At 66.4% G+C, this 17,491-nt stretch carries 22 protein-coding genes and 1 other RNA gene; 12 read left to right on the forward strand and 11 right to left on the reverse strand.

The window, feature by feature from the left end; translation table 11 throughout:
- Positions 1 to 155 precede the first annotated feature (155 nt).
- From mtgA to VF643_RS13235, 3 genes are all read right to left on the reverse strand, one after another.
- Positions 156 to 830: a monofunctional biosynthetic peptidoglycan transglycosylase gene (gene mtgA / locus VF643_RS13225; protein WP_331043852.1), complete on the reverse strand. Its 675-nt coding sequence runs from the start codon at positions 828 to 830 to the stop codon at positions 156 to 158.
- A gap of 63 nt (positions 831 to 893) precedes the next feature.
- Complete coding sequence (gene rpoH, locus VF643_RS13230) at positions 894 to 1,796, reverse strand: RNA polymerase sigma factor RpoH (RefSeq protein WP_414713864.1); 903 nt, start codon at positions 1,794 to 1,796, stop codon at positions 894 to 896.
- A 53-nt stretch (positions 1,797 to 1,849) separates the two neighbouring features.
- On the reverse strand, positions 1,850 to 2,797 hold the full coding sequence (locus VF643_RS13235; RefSeq protein WP_331043853.1) for an RluA family pseudouridine synthase: 948 nt from the start codon (positions 2,795 to 2,797) through the stop codon (positions 1,850 to 1,852).
- A gap of 17 nt (positions 2,798 to 2,814) precedes the next feature.
- Here VF643_RS13235 and VF643_RS13240 point away from each other — a divergent pair, with 17 nt between their 5' ends.
- From VF643_RS13240 to VF643_RS13280, 9 genes are all read left to right on the forward strand, one after another.
- Positions 2,815 to 3,243 carry a M67 family metallopeptidase gene (locus tag VF643_RS13240; protein WP_331043854.1) on the forward strand — a complete coding sequence of 143 codons (429 nt, stop codon included), beginning with the start codon at positions 2,815 to 2,817 and terminating at the stop codon, positions 3,241 to 3,243.
- A gap of 13 nt (positions 3,244 to 3,256) precedes the next feature.
- Positions 3,257 to 3,901 carry a histidine phosphotransferase family protein gene (locus VF643_RS13245; RefSeq protein ID WP_331043855.1) on the forward strand — a complete coding sequence of 215 codons (645 nt, stop codon included), beginning with the start codon at positions 3,257 to 3,259 and terminating at the stop codon, positions 3,899 to 3,901.
- Positions 3,902 to 3,972: 71 nt separating this feature from the next.
- The gene (locus VF643_RS13250; RefSeq protein WP_331043856.1) at positions 3,973 to 6,264 is read left to right on the forward strand and encodes a chemotaxis protein CheA; all 2,292 of its coding nucleotides are present in this window, start codon (positions 3,973 to 3,975) and stop codon (positions 6,262 to 6,264) included.
- A complete protein-coding gene (locus tag VF643_RS13255) occupies positions 6,261 to 6,689 on the forward strand; it encodes a chemotaxis protein CheW (protein WP_331043857.1) in 429 nt (142 codons plus the stop codon). The genes VF643_RS13250 and VF643_RS13255 overlap by 4 nt, the downstream gene beginning before the upstream one ends.
- A gap of 89 nt (positions 6,690 to 6,778) precedes the next feature.
- Positions 6,779 to 7,144, forward strand: coding sequence for a response regulator (locus tag VF643_RS13260; RefSeq protein WP_331043858.1), 366 nt, complete (start codon positions 6,779 to 6,781; stop codon positions 7,142 to 7,144).
- A gap of 13 nt (positions 7,145 to 7,157) precedes the next feature.
- Positions 7,158 to 8,258, forward strand: a complete 1,101-nt coding sequence (locus tag VF643_RS13265) for a chemotaxis protein CheB (RefSeq protein WP_331043859.1) — start codon at positions 7,158 to 7,160, stop codon at positions 8,256 to 8,258.
- A complete protein-coding gene (locus tag VF643_RS13270) occupies positions 8,255 to 9,151 on the forward strand; it encodes a CheR family methyltransferase (RefSeq protein WP_414713865.1) in 897 nt (298 codons plus the stop codon). Before VF643_RS13265 ends, VF643_RS13270 begins: the two co-directional genes overlap by 4 nt.
- 52 nt (positions 9,152 to 9,203) lie before the next feature.
- Positions 9,204 to 10,118: a DMT family transporter gene (locus tag VF643_RS13275; RefSeq protein ID WP_331043860.1), complete on the forward strand. Its 915-nt coding sequence runs from the start codon at positions 9,204 to 9,206 to the stop codon at positions 10,116 to 10,118.
- Between the two features lie 11 nt (positions 10,119 to 10,129).
- The gene (locus VF643_RS13280; RefSeq protein WP_331043861.1) at positions 10,130 to 10,819 is read left to right on the forward strand and encodes an N-acetylmuramoyl-L-alanine amidase; all 690 of its coding nucleotides are present in this window, start codon (positions 10,130 to 10,132) and stop codon (positions 10,817 to 10,819) included.
- Positions 10,820 to 11,052: 233 nt separating this feature from the next.
- Here the strand turns inward: VF643_RS13280 and VF643_RS13285 are convergent, their stop codons facing one another.
- On the reverse strand, positions 11,053 to 11,544 hold the full coding sequence (locus tag VF643_RS13285) for a hypothetical protein (RefSeq protein WP_331043862.1): 492 nt from the start codon (positions 11,542 to 11,544) through the stop codon (positions 11,053 to 11,055).
- Between the two features lie 205 nt (positions 11,545 to 11,749).
- On the opposite strand from VF643_RS13285, the gene rnpB reads away from it, so the two are divergent.
- An RNA gene (rnpB, locus tag VF643_RS13290) (RNase P RNA component class A) lies at positions 11,750 to 12,129 on the forward strand.
- A 337-nt stretch (positions 12,130 to 12,466) separates the two neighbouring features.
- On the opposite strand, the gene VF643_RS13295 is transcribed toward rnpB, so the two are convergent.
- Together VF643_RS13295 and VF643_RS13300 are read right to left on the reverse strand one after the other, a co-directional pair.
- Positions 12,467 to 13,150, reverse strand: coding sequence for a carbonic anhydrase (locus tag VF643_RS13295; protein ID WP_331043863.1), 684 nt, complete (start codon positions 13,148 to 13,150; stop codon positions 12,467 to 12,469).
- Complete coding sequence (locus VF643_RS13300) at positions 13,147 to 14,727, reverse strand: SulP family inorganic anion transporter (protein ID WP_331043864.1); 1,581 nt, start codon at positions 14,725 to 14,727, stop codon at positions 13,147 to 13,149. Before VF643_RS13300 ends, VF643_RS13295 begins: the two co-directional genes overlap by 4 nt.
- A 196-nt stretch (positions 14,728 to 14,923) precedes the next feature.
- Between VF643_RS13300 and VF643_RS13305 the strand changes: the two genes are divergently transcribed.
- Both VF643_RS13305 and VF643_RS13310 read left to right on the forward strand, forming a co-directional pair.
- A complete protein-coding gene (locus VF643_RS13305; protein WP_331043865.1) occupies positions 14,924 to 15,463 on the forward strand; it encodes a J domain-containing protein in 540 nt (179 codons plus the stop codon).
- Positions 15,460 to 15,765 carry a (2Fe-2S) ferredoxin domain-containing protein gene (locus VF643_RS13310; protein ID WP_331043866.1) on the forward strand — a complete coding sequence of 102 codons (306 nt, stop codon included), beginning with the start codon at positions 15,460 to 15,462 and terminating at the stop codon, positions 15,763 to 15,765. Before VF643_RS13305 ends, VF643_RS13310 begins: the two co-directional genes overlap by 4 nt.
- Here VF643_RS13310 and VF643_RS13315 read toward each other — a convergent pair.
- From VF643_RS13315 to VF643_RS13335, 5 genes are all read right to left on the reverse strand, one after another.
- Complete coding sequence (locus VF643_RS13315) at positions 15,756 to 16,160, reverse strand: SufE family protein (protein ID WP_331043867.1); 405 nt, start codon at positions 16,158 to 16,160, stop codon at positions 15,756 to 15,758. The genes VF643_RS13310 and VF643_RS13315 overlap by 10 nt on opposite strands.
- Positions 16,161 to 16,388: 228 nt before the next feature.
- Entirely contained in the window at positions 16,389 to 16,622 is a 234-nt protein-coding gene (locus VF643_RS13320; protein ID WP_331043868.1) for a hypothetical protein, read from the reverse strand.
- 11 nt (positions 16,623 to 16,633) lie between these two features.
- Positions 16,634 to 16,879, reverse strand: a complete 246-nt coding sequence (locus VF643_RS13325) for a hypothetical protein (RefSeq protein ID WP_331043869.1) — start codon at positions 16,877 to 16,879, stop codon at positions 16,634 to 16,636.
- Positions 16,880 to 16,910: 31 nt separating this feature from the next.
- A complete protein-coding gene (locus VF643_RS13330; RefSeq protein ID WP_414713866.1) occupies positions 16,911 to 17,165 on the reverse strand; it encodes a hypothetical protein in 255 nt (84 codons plus the stop codon).
- A gap of 23 nt (positions 17,166 to 17,188) precedes the next feature.
- The gene (locus VF643_RS13335) at positions 17,189 to 17,488 is read right to left on the reverse strand and encodes a hypothetical protein (protein WP_331043871.1); all 300 of its coding nucleotides are present in this window, start codon (positions 17,486 to 17,488) and stop codon (positions 17,189 to 17,191) included.
- Positions 17,489 to 17,491: the final 3 nt, after the last annotated feature.

Consider the following 17,491-nt stretch of genomic DNA (forward strand, 5'->3'; position numbering starts at 1 on the left):
GAGTCGCGTACCAACGGTGCTTCGGTACGAGCCCTCCATACGCCGCTTGCGCGGCTACTCGGCCTCTACTCAGCACGAACGGGTAAAGGTGACGCCCTCCATGCCCAAGTGCCCGTCGTGAGACCCGTCCCACGACAAGGCTTTGCCGCGGTGAGTCACCGCAAGCAACTGTCCAGACCCAGCCGCCGCACCGACCCCACGGTACGCGCGATCGCATTGCCATGCCGCCGGACGAACCCACGCGGGTCGATCGCCGCACGCCTCTTCGGAAGTGGCAGCACGGCCGCGATCCGCCCGGCCTCGGTCGGCGTCAGCCGCGACGCGTCATGCCCGAAATAGCGCATCGCAGCCGCCTGTGCGCCATAGGTGCCGATCCCGGTCTCGGCGACGTTGAGATAGACTTCCATGATCCGTCGCTTGCCCCAGAGCTGCTCGATCAACAGCGTGAACCAGGCCTCGAACACCTTGCGGACGTAACCGCCGCCCTGGATCAGGAACACGTTCTTGGCGGTCTGCTGGCTGATCGTCGATCCACCCCGGATACGCCGCCCCCGCGCATTGCCCTGCGCCGCCCCCGCAATGGCGCGCCAGTCGAATCCCGAATGCGTGCAGAACCGCCCGTCCTCTCCGGCAATGGCGGCGCGCGCCATATCGGGGTCGATCCTCGAAAGCGGCGTCCAGTCCTTCGTCACGCCACGGCCGTTCACCAGATCGCCCGCCATGGTCAGCGTAAACGGCACCGGCACGAAGCGCAGCACGATTACCCAAAGCACGGAGATGCCGATGAAGAGCAAGGCTGCCTTGAACAGCCAACCGAAGATGCGGATCATGCGCCTGACCTTACGACACGCCCCGCGGCGGCGAAACCCGCACCGCCCCGAGGCCGAGGCGCATCAACCCGCGGTCAGCAACCGCTTCTCGCCGGCGATGCGCATCATCGCCTTTTGCAGCTTTTCGAACGCACGCACCTCGATCTGGCGGACGCGTTCGCGGCTGACGCCGTAGACCTGGCTCAGTTCCTCCAGAGTCTTGGGATCGTCGGTCAGGCGCCGTTCGGTCAGGATGTGCTTCTCGCGGTCGTTCAGGTCGTCCATCGCATCGACCAGCATCGTGTGGCGGACATCGGCTTCCTGCGCTTCGGCAACGACGCTGTCATGCAGCGGCGAGTCGTCCTGCAGCCAATCCTGCCACTGGCCCTCACCATCCTCGCGCATCGGCACGTTCAGCGATGTATCGCCGCCCATCGCCATGCGGCGGTTCATGCTGACGACGTCCGCTTCGGCGACGCCCAGGTCGGTGGCGATCTTGGTGACGTGCTCGGGCTTGAGGTCGCCGTCCTCGAACGCGTCGAGCTTCGACTTCATCCGACGCAGGTTGAAGAACAGCTTCTTCTGCGCCGCGGTGGTGCCCATCTTCACCAGGCTCCACGAACGCAGGATATATTCCTGGATCGAGGCGCGAATCCACCACATCGCATAGGTGGCGAGGCGGAAGCCGCGATCGGGTTCGAACTTCTTCACGCCCTGCATCAGGCCGATATTGCCCTCGGAGATCAGTTCCGACGTGGGCAGGCCGTAGCCGCGATAGCCCATCGCGATCTTGGCGACGAGCCGCAGATGAGAGGTGACGAGCTGCGCCGCGGCTTCGGTATCGCCATGCTCCTGGAAGCGCTTGGCGAGCATATATTCCTGCTCGGGCTGGAGCAGCGGAAACTTGCGGATTTCCGAGAGATAGCGGTTCAGGCTCGCTTCGCCGCCAAGGGCCGGGACCGTCGCTGGTAGGTTGCTCTTTGCCATGATGGTCCTTCCCTTGCGCGTTCACGCCGCGATGCAGCGTAGAACACGATCGTCTATACGTGAAGACTGCTGAACAGTTCCTGCATATCGGCAGGCATCTCGCTTTCGAACGCCAAAGCGATCTTGGTTATCGGATGAATGAACCCCAGCCGCGCCGCATGCAATGCCTGCCGCCGAAAACCCAGCGTTTCGAGGAGCACGCGCGTCTTGCCCTTAGCGTGGCCGTAGACCGGATCGCCGAGCAGGGCGTGGCCGATCGACGCCATGTGGACGCGCACCTGATGCGTCCGCCCGGTTTCCAGTCTGCATTCGACCAGCGCGGCATCCCGCAGAATGGTCGCGGTGCTGTAATGGGTTACTGCGCGCTTCCCGCCGGCGACGATCGCCACCTTCTTGCGGTTGGCGGGCGAGCGGGCGAGCGGCGCGTCGACCTTGCCCTCGGCCGGGCGGGGCCGTCCGCCGACGATCGCCTTGTACCGCCGGTCGATGCTGTGGTCCGCGAACTGCCTGGCGAGCCCCTCGTGCGCGCGGTCGGTCTTGGCCGCGATCATCAGGCCGGAGGTGTCCTTGTCGATGCGGTGGACGATCCCCGGCCGTGCCACGCCGCCGATCCCCGAAAGCGATCCGCCGCAATGGTGGAGCAGTGCGTTCACCAGCGTTCCGTCCAGATTCCCCGCCGCGGGATGGACGACCAGCCCGGCAGGCTTGTCGATGACGATCAGATGCTCGTCCTCATAGGCGACGACGAGCGGAATATCCTGCGCCTCGTTGTGCGCCGGGGCGGGGGCGGGCACCGCGACCGCGAAGGTGTCCCCGGCAGTGGTGCGGCGGGCGGGGTCGCGGTGCGCGCGGCCATCGCCGGTCACCGCGCCCGACGCGATCAGCACCTTCAGCCGTTCGCGCGACAGGGTGGGCACAGCATCGGCGAGCGCACGGTCCAGCCGCCAGCCATCCGCCGCGTCCGCGATCACTGCCTCGATGATGGAAACCCCCCGGTCCATGTCGTAGCGATGTGGGCATGATCCCGACAATTTCAACTGCCGCCCTAGCCACGATCCGCGCTGATGTCGCCGCTAACGAGGGGCGGGAGGCTTGCGGGCTGCTGCTGGCGAAGGACGACGACATCATGCTCGCCGTGCCGTGCCGCAACGTCGCCGCGGACCCTGCGCGCCGCTTCGAGATCGATCCCGTAGCGCTGATCGCCGCGCATCGGGCAGCGCGGGCGGGTGGCCCCGCAATCGTCGGCCATTATCATTCGCACCCGGACGGATCGTCGCTACCCTCGCCGCGCGACGCCGCCGATGCCGTGCCCGACGGCTCGCTCTGGCTCATCGTCGGCGCCGACAGTGCGCGGCTCTGGCGCGCTGTTCCGCATGGGTTGATCGAAAATCGCTTCGATCCGGTGCCTTGCGCAGTCGGCGCCGCCGTTCCAGAAGGGCCGCGATGATGAGGATGTCCCTATGACCGTCAGTCCGGTGGAATTGGCGAGCCTGATGTGCTCGCGACTGTGCCATGATCTGTTGTCGCCGGTCGGCGCGTTGAACAACGGCCTGGAACTGCTGGCCGACGAAACCGACCCGGCGATGCGGGAGCGCTGCATGGAATTGCTGGCCGACAGCGCGCGCACCTCGGCCAACAAGCTCAAGTTCTTCCGCCTGGCGTTCGGCGCGGCGGGCGGGTTCGGCGAACAGGTGGACGTTCGCGAAGCGCGGCAGGCGATCGAGGCGCTGGTCGCCGAGGGCAAGGGCAAGACGCTCGCTTGGCTGGTCGAGGCGGAGACCCTGCCCAAGGCGGCGGTGAAGACCCTGCTGAACCTGGCGCTGATCGGTGCGGATTCGCTGGTCCGCGGCGGTACGCTGTCGATCGGGGCGGAGGAAAACGGCGGCCAGGTGGAGATCGTCGTGCAGGGCGAGGGGCCACGCGTCCTGCTCGACGCCGAAATCCGGCGGACCCTGACCGAGGGCGAGGGGGACACCGCGGTCAGCGCGCGCACCGCGGCCAGCTTCATGGTCCACAGCATCGTGGCCGAACGTGGCGGCTCGGTTCAGGTATCGCTGCCCGCCGACGGCATCGTGATCCTGGGCGCGACGCTCAACGCGAGTTGACGCAGGAGTGAGGTAAACCGGACCTTAACCCCGCATCGTCATGACGGTCCCGACACATGGCCGGGACTCCGATGGACGATCTGATTCAGGAATTCATCGCCGAGACCCGCGAGACGCTCGAGCCGCTCGCGGGGGAGATCGTGGCGTGGGAGGCCGAGCCGAACGATCGCGCGCGGCTCGATGCCATCTTCCGCTTCGTCCACACCGTGAAGGGGAGCTGCGGCTTCCTCGATCTGCCGCGGCTGGCTCGGCTGAGCCACGCCGCCGAAGACGTGCTGGCGCAGGTTCGCGACGGCAAGCGCGTTCCCGATACCGCGCTGGTCAGTGCGGTGCTGGCGATCGTCGACCGGATCGGCGAACTGGTGGAGGCGATCGACGCGGGGATAGCGCTGGACGACGCGCCCGAAGACCTGCTGATTGCCGCGCTGGAAGAGGATGCGGCGCCGGTCTCAGCCACGCCGCAGGCGGTGACGCATCGCACCGCCAGCCGCACGGTGCGCCTCAACGTCGACCTGCTCGATCGCATGATGAACGGCATGTCGGAGATGGTGCTGGCGCGCAACGAACTCGCCCGCCGCCTGCGCGACGAGGCGGTCGTCGAGCCGCGCGTCGAAGCGGCGCTCGAACGGTTGTCGCTCACGGTGGCGGACATGCGCGACACGGTTACCCGGACGCGGATGCAAAAGATCGACGCGCTCTTTTCCGCCTTGCCGCGCATCGTCCGCGATACCGCCGCGGGGCTGGGCAAGGCGGTGACGCTCCATATCGACGGCGCCGACGTCGAACTTGATCGCGAGATGATCGAGATGATGCGCGACCCCCTGGTCCATATCGTTCGCAACGCGATCGACCACGGCATCGAGACACCGGCGGCCCGTGCCGCTGCGGGCAAGCGCGAAACCGGACGACTTCACATATCGGCACGCCAGTCGGGCAACCAGGTGCTGGTCGAAATCATCGATGACGGGCAGGGTATCGACACCGACCGACTGGTTGCCAAAGCCGTCCAGAGCGGGTTGATCGGCGAACGCGAGGCCGCGGCGATGCCGCCCCAGGCGCGCCTCGAGCTGATCTTCTCGCCGGGCGTCACCAGCCGGGATTCGGTCACCGACATTTCCGGACGCGGCGTCGGCATGGATGTCGTGCGCGCCAACATCGAACATATCGGTGGTCGCGTCGCGCTCGACAATCGGCCGGGGCAGGGGCTGACGATCTCGATTCAGATGCCGCTCACCCTGTCGATCCTGCCGACGATCGTACTCGGAGCCGGTGCACAGCGTTTCGCCATAGCCCGCCAGGCCATCGAGGAGATCGTTACCATCCGCAGCGACACGGTGCGGATCGACCGGGTCGGTGGTGCGTCGGTCGCCGCAGTGCGCGGCCAGCGGATGCCGCTCGTTTCGCTCGGCCTGCTGCTCGGCTTCGGCGAAGGGGAGGCGCGGCTGCTGGCGATCGTGTCGGTGCGCGACGGCCGGTTTGCTCTGGCATTCGATGCGGTACTGGATACCGAAGAACTCGTCGTGCGCCCCGCCGCGCCGGCGGTGATGGCGACCGGCCTTTATGCCGGGCAGACGCTGCCGGACAGCGGGCTGCCCATGCTGCTGCTGGATGCCGCAGGGATCGCCACTGCGGCGGGCCTGCGCTTCGTGCCCGAGGCGATTGACGATACCGTCGCAGCGGAAGTGATGCCTCCCGTCCGTGCGTTGCTTTTCGACGATCTCGATGGCCGGCGCCGGGCGGTTCCGCTCGCCGTGGTCGATCGGGTGGAGACGGTCGGCGTCGATGCGATCCGCGAGACCGCGGGACGCTTGCGGCTGGTCACCGGCGGAGCGATCATCCCGCTTCATGCCTGTGGGTCGCTCGGCACCCGGGCCAATACGGCGGTGCTGCGCCTGACGGACGGCGCGGTGGAGATCGGCTATGTCATCGCCGAGGCAATCGAGATCGTCGCACTGCCTGCCGAGATCGCCCCGGCACGCGGTGGTGGCTTCGTCGCGGGGGTCGCCATGATCGATGGCGCCCCGGTAGAGGTGATCGACGCCCACGCGCTGTTCGCGGGCGAGGGCAACGGGGTCGCGCATTCGCCGATATGCCTGCTGCATTGCGACGGTAGCGGGTGGATGGAGGTGTTTCTGAAGCCGGCGCTCGAAGCATCCGGCTATCGCTGCGTCGCCGCGCTTGCACCAGGCGAGACCCCGGCGGTGACGTTGGCGATGGAGGAAGCAGCGCTTGCCGCGACCCCGGCGCCGGTCGTCCGTCTGCGCCGTGATCGGCTGCCATCGGGTGCCGCGCCCAGCGTCTATCGCTACGATCGTGCCGCCCTGATCGCCGCGATCGCCGAACGAACCGGAGCCGCCGCATGACCGAACTCTTTCTGCTCGCTCGCGTCGCCGGACGCGGTGTCGCGATCGAGACCGGTCAGGTCGGCTCGGTCGTCGACATCGGCGATGTCGTCGCGGTGCCCGGCGCACCAATTGCAATCCGCGGGCTGGCGGCGCTGCGCAGCCGCGTCGTCACCGTCATCGACACCGGCTTGGCGCTCGGCCTGAAATCGACAGCGGGGATGGTGCGGCGGGCTGTCATCACCAAGGTCGACGGCCACGATTACGCGTTCATCGTCGAGGCGCTGGAGGATGTCGCGCCCTTCGATCGCCTGCCGCTGTCTTCGGGCCTCGCGCTCGACCGTGGCTGGGCGGTCGCGGGCACCGGGATGGTCGAGCGCGACGGCGAACCGCTGCTGATCCTCGATATCGCCGCGCTCGTGCCGGTGATGGCTAACGTCGCGTAAACCTTGCTTGCTTAACGCGATGATATGATTCCCGCGCCAAGACAGGCGCACCATAGCTGCAATCCAGTTCTGCTTACGGAAGGGTTCCGATGAAGACGTGCTTGGTCGTCGATGACTCCAAGGTGATCCGCAAGGTCGCTCGACATATCCTCGAGACGCTGGACTTCACCGTCAGCGAGGCCTGCGACGGGCGCGAGGCGCTCGACGCCTGTATCGCATCGCCGCCGGACGTGATCCTGCTCGACTGGAACATGCCGGTGATGAGTGGCATGGATTTCCTTCGTGCCCTGCGCGAGACGCCGCTGCCCGTCACTCCCAAGGTGGTGTTCTGCACCACCGAGAACGGCATGGCGTATATCCGCGCCGCGATCGAGGCGGGGGCGGACGAATATGTGATGAAGCCGTTCGATCGTGACACCCTGGAGAGCAAGCTCTCCATCGTCGGCGTCGCCTGAAACTGCCTGCACGGTGCCCGGCGCCACTCTTACCGCCAGCGAGCGCGTGGTGCCCCATGCCGGACGGGTGCTGATCGTCGATGATTCGGCGGTCGCGCGGGCGGTGATAGGCCGCGCGATCGACTCCAGCCCGGAATACAAGGTTGCGGGGTCGGTATCCACGGCGCAGGCTGCGCTTTCGTTCTTACAGACGGAGGCAGTGGATTTCATCCTGCTCGACATCGAGATGCCGGGGGTGGACGGCCTCACCGCTCTGCCCGACATCATCGCCGCGGCGCCCCGCGCCAAGGTGATCGTGGTCTCGTCCGGTACGGACGACCGGGGCAGCAGCACCGTTCAGGCATTGGCCATGGGCGCCGTCGACAGGGTGAGCAAGCCGACGTTGGGCGGGCTGGCGGGCGGCTTTTCCAGACGCTTGCTCGACAAGCTGGCCGAACTGGGCGCCGATCTCGCCCCGCTGTCTTCACCCGTCGCCGCATCGCCTTTGCCGCGGCCGATTGCTGGTCCTACCGCACCGGACTATCCTGCGGGCTTCGATCCCGCGGCCTATGAGATCGTTGCGATCGGCGCCTCGACCGGAGGGATCCACGCCTTGTCCTCGCTGCTGCGTGCGCTTCCCGTGGACATGCAGCTGCCGATCCTCATTACCCAGCATCTACCCGGTTCGTTCATGCCCTATTTCGCGGCGCAGGTCGCGGTGCTCGCGGGGCGGCCGTGCGACGTGGCAGTCGATTGCATGCGGGTGCGCCCCGGCCGGGTCATCCTGGCGCCTGGCGATGCGCACATCCGCTGCGTGCGCCTGTCCGATCGCAGCGCATCCATTCGCCTGGTGCGCGATTTCGCCGCGAGCGGCTGCATGCCCTCGGTGGACCCGATGCTCGCGTCGGTGGCGCGGGTATTCGGGCCTGGCGCGCTGGCAGTCATGCTCAGCGGCATGGGCCGCGACGGGGCCGAGGGCGCACGGCTGGTCCGCGACGCCGGTGGCTGCGTGCTCGCTCAGGATCGTGCCACCTCGGTCGTCTGGGGCATGCCCGGCGCCGTCGACGGCATCGCTGCCGCCTTCCTCGACCCCGAGACGATCGGCCGCCTTATTGCTGGATGCCGCAAGAAATGATGCTCCATTCCCCGACGCCTGCGGGCGTACCGCCGCTTGCCCCGCTTGCGTCGTCCTCACCCTCGTGTTCGGCCGCGTCGCTGGCGGTGCTCACCGATCTGCTCGAAGCGCGCACCGGTCAGCAGCTCACGAGTTATCGCGCCTGGCGTATCGACACGGCCTTGAAGCCCCTGGTGCGCGAGCGCGGACTCGACACGATCGACCGGCTCGTGACGTCGCTTCTCGAAGGGCACGATCGCACCATCGCCGACCGGATCGTCGATGCGCTGCTGAACCAGGAAACCTCCTTCTTCCGCGACGGCCAGGTCATCGATCAGGTGGTCGAGGCGGTCGCTGCCATCGAGGCGTCGGGGCGACGTGCACGGGTGTGGAGCGCGGGGTGCGCGACCGGGCAGGAACCGATCTCGCTCGCCATCGCGTTTGCCGAACGCCAGGAACGCGACGGTATTGCCCCGCCGGACATCGTCGCGACCGACGTCTCCGAAGTCGCTGTCGCCCGCGCCCGCGAAGGCCGCTTCACCCAGTTCGAGATACAGCGCGGGCTGCCGGTCCGCCGCATGATACGCTGGTTCGACGAACGCGGCGGAGACTGGATCGCCAAGCCCGAGCTTACCCGGATGATCGCATTCCGCCGCCACAATCTGACGGCCGATGCCGCGCCCGGCCGGTTCGACGTCGTGCTCTGCCGCAATGTCCTCCTCTATCTCGCGGCGCCGGCCAAGGCCGAAGTCTTCGCCCGGATCGCCAGCGCCCTGCGCCCCGACGGGCTGCTGGTGCTCGGTGCCGGTGAGACCGTCATCGGCCAGACCTCGCGCTTCGAGCCCAGCGCCCGGATGCGTGGCTTCTATGGCCGCGCGCGCAATCGCGACACCGCGGCCGAGATCGCCGCCTGACGGCAGGTTCGGGCGGTTTACTTTGCCGCGGTGGGGCGGCAAGCGGGCGTACATGGCGAGCGCTTCCCTCCGGCCCGGCATGGGCGCCCGCGACCTGGCGGTCGCGGCAGCGATGAACATCCTCTGGGGGCTGAACATCGTCGCGGTGAAGGTCGCGGTGGGCGCGGTGGCGCCGCTGACCGCTGGCCTCCTGCGTCAGGGGATCGTCTTCGCAGTGTGTGCGGGGTCGCTGCGCATCGTGCCGGGGCGGATGCGGCCGTTGCTGATCCTGGGGGCGCTGGCGGGTGGCTTCTTCTTCATCGCGAACAATCTGGCGATCCGCGTGTCGGACAATATCGGTGCGCTGGCGATCGCCGGGCAGTTGGGCGTGCCCTTTTCGCTGCTGCTCGCCATCCTGATCTTTCGCGAGCGCGTTCACTGGCCCCGTATGCTGGGCATTGCCTTGTCCTTCGCCGGCGTGGTCCTGCTGGTGTTCGATCCGGCGGCGGCGGACGAGGGGGCCGGCTTGGCGCTGATAGCACTGGCCAGCCTGATCTGGGCGATCGGCCTGCTGATCCAGCGCAAGCTGGTGGGCGTGCCCGTGCCGACGATCTACGCCTGGGTGGGGTTGATGGGGGTCGTCGTCCTCGCCCCCTGCGCTTGGGCGTTCGAGCCGGAGGCGGTGCGCGGCATCCCGGCGATCCGCATGGAGACGATGGGATGGATCGCCTTTTCGGCGATCGGCTCGACCGTGCTGGGGCAGGGTTCGATGGCTTGGCTGCTCCAGCGGCATCCGGTCAGCGCGGTAGTGCCGCTGACGCTGGCCGCGCCGGTCATTTCGGTGGTCGCGGCATCCTGGTATTTCGGCACGCCGATCACCGCGATCATGGTGCTCGGCGGCCTGATCGCGCTGGCTGGTGTCGCGATCATCGCAATCCGCAGCGCCAGGACCGCGGCGCCCGTCGCGGTGCCGGCGCCGGTGGCATAGAGGACAATCGCTTGAAGATCATCGACTGCCCTTCGCCCAACTTCGACGACCGCGATGCACGGGTGTCGATGATCGTGCTGCATTATACCGGCATGCAGGATGCGCAGAGCGCGATCGACCGGTTATGTGATCCGGCAGCCAAGGTGTCATGCCACTATGTGGTCGATGAGGACGGACGCATCCTGCGTCTGGTCGACGAGGGCAAGCGTGCCTGGCACGCTGGACGCTCGCACTGGCGAGAGGTCGACGACGTCAATTCGGTCAGCATCGGCATCGAGATCGTCAATCCCGGCCACGAATTCGGCTATCGCCCGTTCCCGCCAGAACAGATGTCCGCGCTGATCCCCCTCGTCGCCGAGATCAAGGACCGGCACGAGATCACCCGCGGCAACGTCGTCGGTCATTCCGACATAGCGCCCACCCGCAAGCGCGACCCCGGCGAGCTGTTCGACTGGCACGCGCTCGCCCGCCGCCGCCTGGCGCTGCCTCGCCCGACGAAGGGGCTGATGGACCCGATGTGGACCGAGGGCGGCTTCTGCCTGGCGCTCGAACGCTTCGGTTACGATGTCACCGACCGCATGGCCGCGATCATGGCGTTCCAGCGCCGCTTCCGCCCCGAACTCATTGACGGCGAGATCGACGCCGAATGCCGCATGATCCTCCTGGCATTGCTCTTGCCGAAGCCGCAGGGCGACGAGTGAAGCGGGCCGCTTGCGTCCGGCTGCCGGTCATGTCCCGACGTCGTCAGCGTTCGAGACCGACTGTTCGGACACGGCGCATCTTTCCCGTTTTCGCATCTGGGTCGATCGATTTCGGGAAAAGCCGATCGGGAACAGATTGCGGGAAACGTGCACCGGGCTGTACGCCGACCGACCTTGCCCGCGCGTTTTCTCCCTGTAGGTTCGTTTTCGGGAAGGCGCTTGGGCCGGTTACCTCAGTAATCGAACTTCATTGCGCGGCATGAAGCCGGGCGCAGGTGATAGTCCGCAAAGACGGACGGCGGCTTGTCCTTCGTCTCCTCGGTGATGGTCCAACGCCAGCCAGTGCCGGAGCGGCTGAACCGATTTACATACGTCGCGTCTGAGAAGCGGTAGCGTTGCACGAACCCGCCCTGTTCCAGCTCGCCGAGACCAAGCGAGGGTTCGTACAGGCCACCAAAGGTGTCGGAAAATACCGACCCGATGGCTTGGGGCTTCTCACCGGCGCCATAGGTGATTGCTGCCTCATACGGGTCCGATCCGGTCGCGCGCAGGTGCAGAGTAAAATAGCGCCGGCCCAAATGCCACTCGCCCCGCGCGATCGACGGCGAGTCTTTGCCCTGAACCTGTCCGCCTACTCGCCAGCAACCTTGCAAGCCGGCCACTCCTGCCAGACCCGGCGGTACGGTGTAGGCCGGCGTCGCCAGCATGAGCATCAATGTCAGCACCACCGTTTCCTATTCCGCCGCGATCGTGTGCAGATATGCTATCATGACGACCGGGATGCCATTACCAAAACTCGATCCTTTTCGAGAAAGGTGGCCACATGCGGGGACCGCAGCCATCTCGATCTGTCTCGCCAAACCGCGCCTCTCGCCCGCCCACCAAGATCCGCCATTCCCTTTCCTCCGCCGACAGCGTAGACGCGCTCTGCCAGAGGGTCGGGCGACCGCGGCTTCGCTTTAAGGGCGGGGGCGAGGAAAGTCCGGGCTCCACGGAACGACGGTGCCGGGTAACGCCCGGCGGTTCGGCGCAAGCCGGGTCAGGGACAGTGCCACAGAAAACACACCGCCCGTGCTTCGGCAGGGTAAGGGCGAAACGGTGCGGCAAGAGCGCACCGCGCGACCGGCAACGGGAGCGGCACGGCAAACCCCACCGGGAGCAAGACCGAATAGGGACGGCACATGGGCCTCGTTCCGGCTCGCCGTCCGGGTTGGTCGCTTGAGGCGGCGCGCAAGCGTCGTCCTAGAGGAATGGTCGCCCATCCGCTTCCGGGCGGTGGACAGAACCCGGCTTACAGACCCTCTGGCAACATTGAAAATCCGCCCCCTCCCAGGGCCAGGGCAGGGCAGTCGCATATGGAACGGCTCCCTATCCGGCGCCGACTGTCGACGAAGCTCGCACAGCGACAAGAAGGGTGTTCGCGCGGAGGCGCGGAGGGCGCAGAGATGTTTCGCTTCGAGAAAGCGTCTCGTATCCGCGAGTGGCGATCCTGCCAGGAGCAGCGTTGCTGCCTGGCAAGTCCGCCCCGAGCGCGACACCTCCGCGTCCTCCGCGCCTCCGCGTGAACACAATCTTCTTCGCAAATCCTGCTGATTGTCAGCTGGCCATAAGCGATTGCCCTGCTCCCGTGGGGAGGATCGGGAAGGATCAGGACGCATCCTCGGCACCGTCGCGCTCGACCATCTCGTCTTTGGTCAGCAGCACGCGCTCGGGCGCCGCCACGTCGTCGGGCACGGTGTCGCGGTCGATCTCCAGCAGCGGGCGGATCAACCCGTCGCGAATGTCATAGACCCAGCCGTGGATCCACAATTCCTGGCCGCGCGCGAACGCATTGCGGATCGTGTTCGTCTGGGCGAGCTTCACCGCCTGATCGCGCACGTTGACTTCGACGAGCCGGTTGACCTTGGCTTCCTCGGTCGTCTGCGCGTCGATCTCCTCTGCATGCGCGTCGCGGACGGCGCGTGCGTTGGCCAGCCACTCGTGCACCACACCCTCGGTGCCACCCTTCAGCGCGGCGGTCACCCCGCCGCAGCCGTGGTGGCCGCAGATGATGATGTGCCGCACGCCCAACGCATCGACCGCATATTGCAGCACCGACATCAGGTTCATGTCGTCGTGGTTGACCAGATTGGCGACGTTGCGGTGGATGAACATGCCGCCGGGCAGCGCCATGGTCATCTGTTCGGGCGAAACCCGGCTGTCCGAACACCCGATCCAGAGAAACTCGGGGCGCTGCCCCACCGTCTGGCGCGAGAAGAAGTCGGGCTTCTCCTCCTTCAATTCGCTCGCCCAGGCTTTGTTGGCCAGCAGCAGCTGCTTGTATTGCTTCATGCGAAACGAACCCCGGTGGTGGGCGCTGCGATCAGCGGCGCGCTGCGTTCGGCGATGTCGCCGCGCACCGTCACGCTGATGTTGCGATAGGCCGCGCCCTTGATGAACGCATTGATGATGTCGACGTTGTCGAGATCGACGTAGCTGGTCGACGACAGGTCGATCAGCAGGTCGGAATCGTCTGGCACTTGCGCCAGCTTCTTCTGCAACTCGTATTTATGAATGAAATACAGGTTCCGGCGCGCGCGGACGAGACAGTCGGACCCGTCGCAGGCAAAGGTGATCGCGGTGCGGAAGTTGCGTGCCACAACGAAGACGAAGCCGACCGCCAGGCCGATGCCGATCCCCTTCAGCAGATCGGTGAACAGGATCGCCAGGATCGTCACCACGAAGGGCACGAACTGGGTCCAGCCCTGCTTGTAGCGTTCGGTGAACAGTTTGGGCTTGGTCAGCTTGTACCCGGTCGCGATCAACACCGCAGCGAGCGCCGACAACGGAATGAGGTTCAGGACGGTCGGGATCAACGCCACGCTCAGCAGCAGCCACGATCCGTGCAGGATGGTCGACATCTTGCTCTCTGCGCGCGCATCGACATTGGCCGAGGATCGCACGATCACCGAGGTCACCGGCAAACCGCCGATGAGGCCGGAGACGATGTTGCCCGAACCCTGCGCCAGCAATTCCCAGTTCTTGTCGGTCGTCCGGCGCCGCGGATCGAGTTCGTCGACCGCTTTCACGCTGAGCAGCGATTCCAGGCTCGCGACGATCGCCAGCGTCACCGCGGTGATCCAGACCACGCTGGTGCCGATCGCCGAGAAATCGGGGAGCGAGAAGAGCGAAGGGAATTTGGCGAGGCTGTCGACGATGGGCACCTGCACCAGATGTTCGGTGCCCAATTGCCATGCCGGCATCACCACGCCGAGCAGCAGATTGCCCAACACGCCGATCAGCACGACGACGAGCGGGCCGGGTACGAAGCGCAGCGGCCCTTCCTTCGGCTTCACCGCATCCCACCAGAATAGAAACGCCAGGCTCACCCCGCCGATCAGGAGCGCGCCGGGAGTCAACGCGCCGGTCAGGCTGTTCCAGAGCGAGGAGAAGGTGTTGGTGCCGTCCGCCCCGTGAAATTCGAAACTGCCTTCGAAATCGGCATCATAGCCGACCAGATGGGGGATCTGCTTGAGGATCAGGATCAGGCCGATCGCCGCCAGCATGCCAGTGATGACCGAAGACGGCACGAATTCGGCGAGAACGCCCGATCGCGTGAGCGAGAAGCCGATCTGCAGAATGCCGGCCAACATGACCGACAAGGTGAACACCTGGAACGTCGGCATGCTCTCGATGGCGGTGAGCACGATGACCGTGAGTCCTGCCGCCGGGCCGCTAACCGATAGCGGTGACTTCGATACCGCGCCGACGACGATGCCGCCGACGATGCCGGCGATCAGCCCGGCAAACAGCGGCGCACCCGAGGCGAGCGCGACTCCGAGGCACAGAGGCAGCGCGACGAGCGCGACGACGATTGACGACGGTATGTCGGCGCGCAGCGTGGCGAAGGGGGATCGTGAAGTCGGCACCAGAATTCCTCATGCAGTTGGTGTCGGCGTAACGCCATGCGCATGACTGCAACATGACAACCAGTTCATAATAGCACGATCCGCATCCCGCGAGTGCAAAAAATGCGCACTTTCGCCCGCCAGCCTCGGGCGACCTGGTTGGCTTTGCGCCCCTTGCCGGTTGTGGACGCACCGGAATCGCTTATTTGCGAAGCCGATGGCACGCATACCGACGCGAACGAACGACTGGGGATTCCCTCGCTGGCGCGGCTATGGCGCAGCCAGCGCGGCGACGACCGTCCGGCTGTGCGACCGTCACGGCTGTAGCGAACGCGGCGATTGCCCGGCGCCCAAATCGCCCAACAGCCCCGAGCGTTGGTATTTCTGCCCTACTCACGCCGGCGAGTACAATCGCGGTTGGAATTATTTCGAAGGGCTGGATGCTGAGGAGGCGGCGCGACGGGAGGCGTCCGAAACGGGCGAGGGGGCGGCCTATGCCGCCTCCAGCCACTATGCCTGGGGCGGCCCCGGCGACGGATCGCGGTCGCGCGACGAAATGCGCGCGCTCGACGTGCTGGGGCTGGAGAGCGACGCCGATTTCGAAGCGGTTCGCGCGGCCTGGCGCCGCATGGCCAAGGCCAATCACCCTGACGTCCGGCCCGGCGACGCCGATGCCGCGACCAAGTTCCAGGCGGTCCAGGCCGCCTATGAAGTGCTGCGCGCCGCCGAGGATGCGCGGACCTGGCGCCTGGGTTGAAGGATCACCTGCGCAGCGACTGGACGGGCGCGATCCTGGTCTGCGGGAAATGCTCGCGAAAGCTGGGCGGCGGCTTCGGTGACGACGGCCGCACAAGCCTGACCAAGCTGCTCCGCCGCGCGCTGGGGTTGGGCAAGGGTCGGCGCAATCCGCTCGGCGTGGTGGAGACGAAATGCCTCGACGTGTGCCCAAAGCGCGCTGTCGTGATCGTCGATACCGCGCGGCCGGGTCGGTGGGAGATCGTTGCGCCCGGCCTGTCCGCGAGCGAGATACTCACGCGGCTGGGGCGTGCTCAGCCATAGCGCGCGGCGGTCTCGCGGATCAGCGCGATCATGTTGGGGATGCCCTGCGTGCGGTTCGAACTCAGCTGTCGCGACAGATCGAACGGTGACAGGGCGGCGGTGACGTCGGTCGCGAGGATGGCGGCGGGCGTCCGATCCTGCACGCTCAGCAGCACCAGCGCGATGATCCCCTTGGTGATCGCCGCATTGGAATCTGCCAGGAAATGCAGCGTGCCATCGTCGCGCCGCGCGGGATAGACCCATACCGACGCCGAGCATCCGCGCACCAGGGTAGCATCGGTCTTCAGCGCGTCGGGCATCGCCTCAAGATCGCGACCCAATTCGATCAGCAGGCGATAGCGATCGTCGGGGTCGAGGAAATCATATTCCTCGCGGATGTCATCGAGCGTGGGCATGCACGTTGCGCTAGCGGCTGCACGACCGTTTGAAAACCTGACACGTCACCCCGGCGAAGGCCGGGGTCCATCGTGCCGCGAGCAGCCCTAACATGCTTCACACGCGTCGCCTGTCGAAGCACGGACCCCGGCCTTCGCCGGGGTGACGGAGTATGGCGTCCGTGACTGAGTCTAATAACGCGCGAACGTGACTGGCTCGCGACCAAGCGTGGTACGACTCGAGTGTTCCTATAAATCCACCCCCGCCGCGATCGCCTCCAGCTTGCGGATGCGTTCGCGCAGGTCGGCGATCTCGATCCGCGCGCCGGCGCTGGGCACCGGGGCCTCATCACCTTTCTGGACCAGCGCCTCGCGCTTGAGCGCCAGCCACCCGCGCCAGCCGGACAGACCGGCCACCACCACCATGCCGAGCCCGGTCAGCCCCGCACCTGCCATCGTCACATAGAAATCGGGATCGGTCATAACCCTCCTCCTTAGCGGTCGCGCAGCCGCTCGATCTCGCGATCGAGGCCGATGCTGCCGTGGTTGTCGGTGACGACGCGTTCGAGCACCGCGATCCGCTCCTTCAGCTGGCGGACCTCGTCGGTCAGCCGCCGGGTGGTTTCGGCCTCGCCGGTGTCGACCGCGCGGTGCGCGGCGGAGCGATGCCGCGATTTGATGATGCCGCCGATCACCCCGATCAGGACGATGAGGACGACCATGATTTGTCCACCGGACATCGACTATTCCTTCGTTTGATTGACCGCGTGTCTAGTTGACGAACGTGCCGTCGCGCAGCCGCTCGATTTGATCGGACAGGTCGGCGCCCTTGTCGGTCGCAATGCGCTCCAGCACGCGGACCCGCTGTTCCAGCTGCTCGGTGTGGGCGGCGTATTGCGCGGCCTTCTCCGCGGTCATCTGCGCCTGCAATTCCATCTTGCGCTCCTGCAAGCGGAACCAGGGGCGGAGAAAGACGCCGCCGAAGATCGCCAGCAGGCCGCAGCAGATACCGAGAATGGGGATCATCAAGGGACTCATCGTCTATCCTCCTATCGGTCGCGCAGGGCGTCGATCGCGCGGGCGGTGCGCTCGCCGGGGTCGGTCGCGATGCGTTCCAGCACCGCGATCCGCTCTTCCAGCCGGCTGACCTGTCCGGTCAACTTGGCGTTCTCACCGGTCAGCAACTGCACCTTGCGGTCTTCGTCGATGCCGCCGCCCCTGATGGCCATGCCGCTCCACTCGTTCTCGACCGGGTAGCCGTGCCGCGCCCTGATCCAGGTGTTGATGACCCATCCGATCGTCGAGATCGCGATGATCGCAATGACGAAGCCCGGTCCATGCAAATCCATCTG

The sequence above is a fragment of the Sphingomonas sp. genome, assembly GCF_036387595.1.
GTDB lineage: Bacteria > Pseudomonadota > Alphaproteobacteria > Sphingomonadales > Sphingomonadaceae > Sphingomonas.